Consider the following 8175-nt stretch of genomic DNA (forward strand, 5'->3'; position numbering starts at 1 on the left):
AAACGGCGGGAACATTCCCGCCGTCTTCATATGCGCTTGTTCTCAGGGCTTCTTCGCCGTGCCGGCACCAGATGGAGATGACGGAAACAGTGGCAAAAAGGCCGGTTCGTCGCTATCTCAGTGGAATTGAGACCGCCCGCATGCGGAAATGACGTGCGAGCGGCAAGGAATGATTGGAAGCAGGACCATGGCGGCAAGGGATGTGCTGACGAAGAACCAGCTGTGCGTGCTCGAAAAACTCGAGGCCGCCAGCGGGCCGCTCAGCGCCTATACGCTGCTCGACCTGCTTCGCGAGCGCGGTTTTCGCGCGCCGCTTCAGGTCTACCGGGCGCTCGACACGCTGGTGAAGTCCGGTTTCGTGCATAGGCTGGAAAGCCTCAACTCCTTCGTCGCCTGCGCCGAGCCGCACGACCACAGCCATTCGATGACCGCTTTCGCTATCTGCGACACATGCGGCCAGGTGACGGAAATGTCCGACCACGATGTCGACCACCGGCTCGACGAATGGGTGCGCTCGACCGGCTTCGCCGCGAAGAAGGCGGTGATCGAGTTCCGCGGGACGTGTGCCAAGTGCCTGGCTGAGGCTGCCTAAGGTGTATTGATATTCAGGTGATGCCACCCTGACCTGAATCTCAACACACCTTGGCTTCGGCGCTTCAATGCGCCTCGTCCCAGTTGTTGGCGGCCCGCGCATCGACATGCAGCGGCACTAACATCGAGACCGCCGGCATCGGCGCGTTCTCCATCACCCGGCGTACGACCGGGATCGTCGCCTCGACTTCCGCCTCCACCGTCTCGAAGATCAACTCGTCATGCACCTGCAGCAGCATGCGGGCGGAAAGCCCTGCCTTCTCCAGCGCCTCGTCCATATGCACCATGGCGCGGCGGATGATATCGGCGGCGGTGCCCTGCAACCTGGCATTGATCGAGGCGCGCTCGTTGAAGGCGCGGATCGAAGGATTCGACGATCGTATCTCCGGGTAATGGATGCGGCGGCCGAAGATCGTTTCGACGAAGCCATGTTCGCGGGCATAGGCCTTGGTCGCCTCGATGTAGTCGCGGATGCCGGGGAAGCGCTCGAAATACTTCTTGATGTAGGCGCCGGCTTCCTCGCGCGGGATCGACAGCTGGTTGGCCAAACCAAAGGCCGAAATGCCGTAGATGATGCCGAAATTGATCGCCTTGGCGCGGCGCCGCACTTCCGAAGGCATGCTTTCGACCGGCACGTTGAACATTTCCGAGGCGGTGATGGCGTGGATGTCGGCGCCGTCGGCAAAGGCCTGCGTCAGTTGCGGGATCTCGGCGACATGGGCAAGCACGCGCAATTCGATCTGGCTGTAGTCGGCCGAAACCAGCTTGTGGCCCTTGTCGGCGATGAAGGCGGTCCTGATCTTGCGCCCCTCGGCGGTGCGCACCGGGATGTTCTGCAGATTGGGATCGGATGAGGAGAGCCGGCCTGTGGTCGTCGCGGCGAGCGCATAGGAGGTGTGCACGCGCCTGGTGTCGGGATGGATGAAGCCGGGGAGCGCGTCGGTATAGGTCGATTTCAGTTTGGTGAGCTGGCGCCAGTCGACGATCTTGCGCGGCAATTCGTGGCCTTCGGCGGCGAGGTCTTCCAGCAGCTGCGCCGAAGTCGACCATTGGCCGGTCTTGGTCTTTGAACCGCCCGGCAGGCCCATGCGGCCGAACAATATGTCGCCCAGTTGCTTCGGCGAACCGATGTTGATGCGTTCGCCGATGAGGCCGTAGATTTCCTCCTCCAGCCGTGCCGCACCCTGCGCCAGCTCACCGGAGAGCCGCGACAGGATCTGGCGGTCGACCGAGATGCCGCGCTGTTCCATCCTGGCCAGCACCGGCACCAGCGGCCGCTCCAGCCGTTCATAGACCGAAACCAGCCCCTTGGCGGCGAGCCGAGGCTTCAGCACCTGCCACAGCCTCAATGCCACATCGGCGTGCCCGGCGGCGTAGGCGGTCGCCCTGTCGATGTCGACCTGCTCGAAACCGACGGAGCTTCTTCCGGAGCCTGCGAGATCCTTGAGCGGGGTCGTTGCATGGCCGAGCCATTTGTCGGAAAGAGCCGACAAGGTGTGGTGGCCGGTGCCGGCGTCGAGCACGTAGGAGATCAGCATGGTGTCGTCGAAGGGCGCGACGTCGACGCCATGGCGGCTCATGACGACGATGTCGTATTTCACGTCCTGCACGATCTTGAGGACCGATCGGTCCTCAAGCAGGGGTTTTAGCAGCGCAAGCGCCTCGCGGATGGGGACCTGGTTCTCCAGCATTCCGCCGCCGAGCAGGTCGCCGGCGCCGCTCTTATGGGCGAGCGGCACATAGGCGGCGCGGCCGGGCGCAATCGCCATCGAAAAACCGATGAGATCGGCGAGCATCGGGTCGGACGAGGTCGTCTCGGTGTCGAAGGCGACGACCCCGGTCTCTCTCGCCTCAGCCAGCCAGGCCTTCAGCGTTGCCGTGTCGCGGATCGCGACATAGGCGCCGGCGTCGATCCTGGCGGCGGAAGCCGCTTCGAGGCGAAGGGCAGCGAGCAGGGAAGGGGTATCGCCTGCCTTGGCCGCCTCCGCCTTGCCTGCAGCCGGCGCTGCTCCGGCTTCGTTCGTCCCGGCGCCCGCCGCGCTTGGGGCTGCTGCCGGTGCGCCGGCGCCGACATCGGGACCATGCGCGGTGTCGGCGCGCTCGACGGTGACGGCAACGGCCTGGACATCGCCGGCCTCGGTGCCGGTCGCTTCCGCCACACGGCGGGTCAGCGAGGTGAATTCCATGGTCTTGAGGAAGCCGATCAGCTTCGGCCCGTCCGGCGCATGCAGCACGAAATCGTCGAGCCCCTCGGCCACCGGCACGTCGTTCTTCAACGTCACCAGCTGGCGCGAAATGCGCGCCTTGTCGGCATTGGCGATGATCGATTCCCGCCTTTTGTCCTGCTTGATCTCGCCGGCGCGCTCGAGCAGCCCGTCGAGGTCGCCGAACTGTTCCAGCAATTGCGCCGCCGTCTTCGGCCCAATGCCCGGCACGCCCGGCACGTTGTCGACGGAGTCGCCGGTCAGCGCCTGCAGATCGATCATCTTTTCCGGCGGCACGCCCCATTTCTCGACCACCTCGGGAATGCCGATCTGGCGGTCCTTCATCGGGTCGTACATGCCGACCGTGTCGCCAACCAGCTGCATCAGATCCTTGTCGGAGGAGATGATCGTGGTGTCGCCGCCGGCCTCACACGCAAGCTTGCAATAGGTGGCGATGAGGTCGTCGGCCTCAAAACCTTCCATCTCGATGCAAGGCAGGTTGAAGGCCTTGGTCGCCTGGCGGATGAGGCCGAATTGCGGGATCAGGTCTTCGGGCGGGGCCGAGCGGTTGGCCTTGTATTCGGGGTAGAGCTCATTGCGGAAGGTTTTTGACGAATAGTCGAAGATGACGGCGAAATGCGTCGGCACCACACCGACATCGGTATTGCGGGCGTCCTGCATCAGCTTCCACAGCATGTTGCAGAAGCCGGAAACGGCGCCGACCGGCAGACCGTCCGATTTGCGGGTCAGCGGCGGCAGCGCGTGATAGGCGCGAAAAATGTAGCCGGAGCCGTCGATAAGGAAGAGATGATCGCCTTTTTTCATGCCGGCAGGGATAGCGCGGCGCGGCTGCGCGGTCCATGCCAAAGGCGGCTTCTGTCAACGGTTCCGGCAATACCCTGACAGAACCCGGCGCTGATGGGCCGGGCGCTCACAAGTATGTTACAAAAGTGTAATTTTGGTGCCCTTGAATCGCCACGTTCAAGGACCCAAATACACATTATCGGCAGTTTTCGCCGAAGTCCGGAGCAAGGCCCGTCCCCCGCCTATCCCGGACACCTGCGGCAGCCTATCCCCCCTCTCCGGGCTGCCGCAACGTTTCGAGTAAAAGGCCGCCGTGGTTCCCCCTCCACCACGGCGGCTCTTTTTTGCCTTTCAGCTTTTGCCTTCCATCTTGGCATTTCCAACAGCAAAGGCGCTGGTCCAACGTTCCCGGCTTTTCGTTTTCGGCTCGTCGCTTTAGGGTCGGCGCAAAATCGAAAGGCCAATGAATGTCCAGAATTTCTCCCGTCCTCGATCGTCTCGACAGCAATCTCGACCAGAGCCTGGAGCGGCTGTTCGGCCTGCTCAGCATCAAGTCGATCTCCACCGACCCAAGCTACGCCGCCGACTGCCGTAAAGCGGCGGAATGGCTGGTGGCCGAGCTCAAGCAGATCGGTTTCGACGCCAGCGTGCGCGACACGCCTGGACATCCGATGGTGGTGGCGCATCATGAAGGACCGGCAGGGGCGCCGCACGTGCTGTTCTACGGCCATTACGACGTGCAGCCGGTCGATCCGATCGAACTCTGGGAAAACGACCCGTTCGCGCCGGCGGTAAAGGAGATTGCGCCCGGCCACAAGGTGATCACCGGCCGCGGGTCGGCCGACGACAAGGGTCAATTGATGACCTTCGTCGAGGCCTGCCGCGCCTGGAAGCAGGTGCATGGCAGCCTGCCTTGCCGCATCACCATCCTGTTCGAAGGCGAGGAGGAATCCGGCTCGCCGTCGCTGAAGCCGTTCCTCGACACTAACAGGGCCGAACTCAAGACCGACTTCGCGCTGGTTTGCGACACCAGCATGTGGGACCGCGAGACGCCTTCCATCTGTGTTTCACTGCGCGGCATGGTCGGCGAGGAGATCACGGTCAAGGCGGCCAGTCGCGATCTGCATTCCGGGCTTTATGGCGGCCCTGCAGCCAACCCGATCCGCATCCTGGCGAAAATCCTGGCCGACATCCATGACAAGGACGGCCGCGTGACCATTCCCAGCTTCTATGACGGGGTCGAGGAGACGCCCTCGCAAATCCTGAAATCATGGGAGACGCTCGGCGAGACCGCCGAGACATTCCTCGGCCCCGTCGGACTTTCCATCCCAGCCGGCGAAAAGGGCCGTTCGGTGCTCGAGCTGACCTGGGCGCGGCCGACGGCCGAGTTCAACGGCATCGTTGGCGGCTATACGGGAAAAGGCTTCAAGACGGTGATCGCCGCGGAAGCCTCGGCAAAGGTGTCGGTCCGCCTGGTGCACAAGCAGGATCCGAAGAAGATCCGCGCCGCTTTCCAGGCTTTCGTCAAGGAACGCATTCCGGCCGATTGCTCGGTCGAATTCCACCCGCATGGTGGCTCGCCGGCGATCCAGCTCTCCTATGACTCGCCGTTCCTGGCCAAGGCCAAGGACGCGCTGTCCGACGAATGGGCGAAACAGGCGGTGACGACGGGCGGCGGTGGTTCGATCCCGGTGGTCGGCGATTTCCAGACCTCTCTCGGCATCGAATCGCTGCTGGTCGGCTTCGGCCTCGACGACGACCGCATCCATTCGCCCAACGAGAAATACGAGCTCACTTCCTTCCATAAAGGCCAGCGCTCCTGGGCCCGCATTCTCGACGCGCTCACGCGCTGACGCGGGAATCACGAATGGCGTGAATTCAACTTTCTGTTGATTTTTCTGCGGATCGCGGCGACGAGGGATCACGCCGCGATCCGGAGAAGACCATGAGCGACATCCGCTTCCACAAGAACGATCTGCCCGACCTTTCGCACTACAATGTCGGGGCGGTCGCCATCGACACCGAGACGCTCGGATTGAACCCGCATCGCGACCGGCTCTGCGTGGTGCAGATCTCGCCCGGCGACGGCTCGGCCGACGTCATCCAGATCGCACCCGGCCAGAAGAAGGCGCCGAACCTCGTCAGCCTGCTCAGGAACAGGGGCATCACCAAGTTGTTCCATTTCGGCCGCTTCGATCTCGCAGTGCTCTACAACGCCTTTGGTGTCATGCCGGAGCCGGTGTTCTGCACCAAGATCGCCTCGCGGCTGACCCGCACCTATACCGACCGGCATGGGCTGAAGGACATCTGCAACGAGCTGCTCGGCATCGGCCTGTCGAAGGCGCAGCAATCGTCGGACTGGGCAGCCGAGACGCTGTCGCCGGAGCAGCTCGAATACGCCGCCTCCGACGTGCTCTACCTGCACCGGCTGCGCGACGTGCTGGCTGCCCGGCTTGCGCGCGAGAACAGGACGAAGGAGGCCGACGCCTGCTTCCGCTTCCTGCCGACGCGCGCCAAGCTCGACCTGATGGGCTGGGCCGAAGAGGATATTTTCGCCCATAGCTGATGGCTCCGGAACCAGGGCGTCGCTGGCCGCGTTCCGTCAGCTCAAAGAGGGATGACCTCGAAGTGGGGAAGACATGGCAGACCGCAAGCCAATATCGAGCGCACCGACGGACGGTTCCAGGGTTACCGTCTACTGGAAAGACGCCAACAGCGTGATCAACGAATCCATCGCGCAGTATCGCGACGGAGCCTGGTGGACCTATATCGACAGCGATACGCAAAAGCGGGTCGAACCGACGAGCTGGCGGCCGGCCTCCGAGGATAGTGACGACGACTGACGCCGCCGCTGGCGGGGCCGGCTGCTTTCGCATAGCCTGAAGTCGTTGATATCGAGGCCGATTCGGGGCTTTCGCTCCGCCGTCGTCCGTTGCTCGGAGGAACTAATGGGTATCGAAAGCCTAATCATCTTCATCATCATCGGCGCCATCGCCGGCTGGCTCGCCGGCCTCGTCGTCTCAGGCTTCGGCTTCGGCCTGGTCGGCAACATCGTCGTCGGCATTATCGGTGCCTTCATCGCCGGCTGGCTTTTCCCCAGGCTCGGCTTTGCCATTGGCGGCGGCATCCTCGCCGCCATCATCAATGCCACGATCGGCGCCATCATCCTGTTGCTGGTGGTCAAGGTCTTGAAACGAGCCTGACGCACGACAGCAAAAGGGCGCGCCATGAAACAGAACATGCTCTATTTGATCATCGGCGCGCTCGTCGTGGTCGTCATCGCCCTTGGCATCTATGTCTATCGCGAGCAGACCAGGCCGAAGGGCGTGGAGCTGAAGATCGACGACAAGGGCATTTCGATCCAGCAAAATTGATCACGCCGGACTGACGCCGCGATCGGGCAGGCCGGCTTGACCGGACAACCGCGGATCAGGCCTTGTCATCGCGTCTCAAGCCAAGGCTGCAGCGGGCATCTTCCATTCCTTCCTCTCTTCAGGTCAGGCCTCAGGTGATATCCCGGATCGACTTCAGGGCCAGCGATGCTGTCCGAGCCGTGCTTTCGGCAATCGGGCGCACAGAAGATGTACGCTTTTCGCCCGACAACCGGCTCTTGGCCATCGCCGGCTTTGGGCGAAAGCGCTGCCTGATCCTGCGGATCGAGGTCGAGCCAGCCTCCGATGGACCCGAGGTCACGATCCATGATTACATGGAACTGACATCCGACTGCATCGGCGAGGTTCATGGCCTCGATTTCATCGACGACCGGACCCTGGCTGTCGCCAATCGCGACGGGCTGGTTGGGATATTTTCGCTGCCGGCGGGAGAGCCTGCCGGCAGAAGCCTTGAAATCTCGCCGCGTCGCCAGATCAAGAGCGGGCTGTTCTGCAAGCTGAGGACGCCCGGTTCGATCGCAGTCAGGCGGGAGTCACCCAGCCGGACCAGCCTGTTGGTCTGCAACAACTATACGCACCGGGTCACCCGTCATGTCGTCGACCGGCGGCTGGGATATCGCGCGTTGAGGAACCAGGTGCTGCTGAAACGGGGCCTCGATATTCCCGACGGCATCGCGCTCAGCCATGACGGCCAGTGGGTCGCCATAAGCAGCCATGGCACCAAGGATGTGAAAGTCTACAGCCTGTCGGGACCGCTCGGACCCGACACCGAGCCGGCCGGGATTCTCGAGAACGCCAATTACCCGCACGGCCTGCGCTTCACCGCTGACGACCGGCATGTTCTTGTTGCCGACGCCGGCAGTCCAAGGCTGCACGTCTATGACAGCGAGGGCGGCTGGAGCGGACGCCGCACACCGTCGCGCTCGCTTGTCGTCCTCGACGACGAGACCTTCCTGCGCGGCAGGAACAGCGACGAGGAAGGTGGTCCGAAGGGCCTCGACATCGACCGCTCGAACAATGTCGTGGCGTTGACCTGCGAAGAGCAGACGCTGGCGTTTTATTCGCTGGCGTCGATCATCGGGCGGGCAGCGCAGCGGCTCGAGCCGGAGTTGACGCGCCCCTAGGCTGAATCGACATTCATCGCATCCATAACATGGCGCAGGCGAGTTGGATGAAGCTGAGGA

General features: G+C 63.0%; 8 protein-coding genes. 7 read left to right on the top strand and 1 reads right to left on the bottom strand.

Translation table 11 applies throughout. The features are described 5' to 3' along the window. The first annotated feature begins 187 nt into the window (after window positions 1–187). Entirely contained in the window at window positions 188–592 is a 405-nt protein-coding gene (locus DH08_RS18160; protein WP_192180631.1) for a Fur family transcriptional regulator, read from the top strand. Between the two features lie 64 nt (window positions 593–656). Here DH08_RS18160 and polA read toward each other — a convergent pair whose 3' ends face one another. Then, entirely contained in the window at window positions 657–3620 is a 2964-nt protein-coding gene (gene polA, locus DH08_RS18165; RefSeq protein ID WP_192180643.1) for a DNA polymerase I, read from the bottom strand. A 446-nt stretch (window positions 3621–4066) separates the two neighbouring features. On the opposite strand from polA, the gene DH08_RS18170 reads away from it, so the two are divergent. The 6 genes from DH08_RS18170 to DH08_RS18195 all read left to right on the top strand — a co-directional run bounded on the left by DH08_RS18170 (window position 4067) and on the right by DH08_RS18195 (window position 8115). Further along, window positions 4067–5452, top strand: coding sequence for a M20/M25/M40 family metallo-hydrolase (locus DH08_RS18170; protein ID WP_192180632.1), 1386 nt, complete (start codon window positions 4067–4069; stop codon window positions 5450–5452). A gap of 92 nt (window positions 5453–5544) precedes the next feature. Beyond that, on the top strand, window positions 5545–6165 hold the full coding sequence (locus tag DH08_RS18175; protein ID WP_192180633.1) for a ribonuclease D: 621 nt from the start codon (window positions 5545–5547) through the stop codon (window positions 6163–6165). Between the two features lie 73 nt (window positions 6166–6238). Further along, window positions 6239–6442, top strand: a complete 204-nt coding sequence (locus DH08_RS18180; RefSeq protein WP_192180634.1) for a hypothetical protein — start codon at window positions 6239–6241, stop codon at window positions 6440–6442. 105 nt (window positions 6443–6547) lie between these two features. After that, entirely contained in the window at window positions 6548–6802 is a 255-nt protein-coding gene (locus tag DH08_RS18185; RefSeq protein ID WP_192180635.1) for a GlsB/YeaQ/YmgE family stress response membrane protein, read from the top strand. 24 nt (window positions 6803–6826) lie between these two features. Next, complete coding sequence (locus tag DH08_RS18190) at window positions 6827–6973, top strand: hypothetical protein (RefSeq protein WP_192180636.1); 147 nt, start codon at window positions 6827–6829, stop codon at window positions 6971–6973. A 179-nt stretch (window positions 6974–7152) separates the two neighbouring features. Then, window positions 7153–8115 (top strand): YncE family protein, encoded by a 963-nt coding sequence (locus DH08_RS18195; RefSeq protein WP_192180637.1) that lies wholly within the window; start codon window positions 7153–7155, stop codon window positions 8113–8115. Window positions 8116–8175 lie beyond the last annotated feature (60 nt).

The organism is Mesorhizobium amorphae (genome assembly GCF_014843845.1).
GTDB classification, from domain to species: Bacteria; Pseudomonadota; Alphaproteobacteria; order Rhizobiales; family Rhizobiaceae; genus Mesorhizobium; species Mesorhizobium amorphae_A.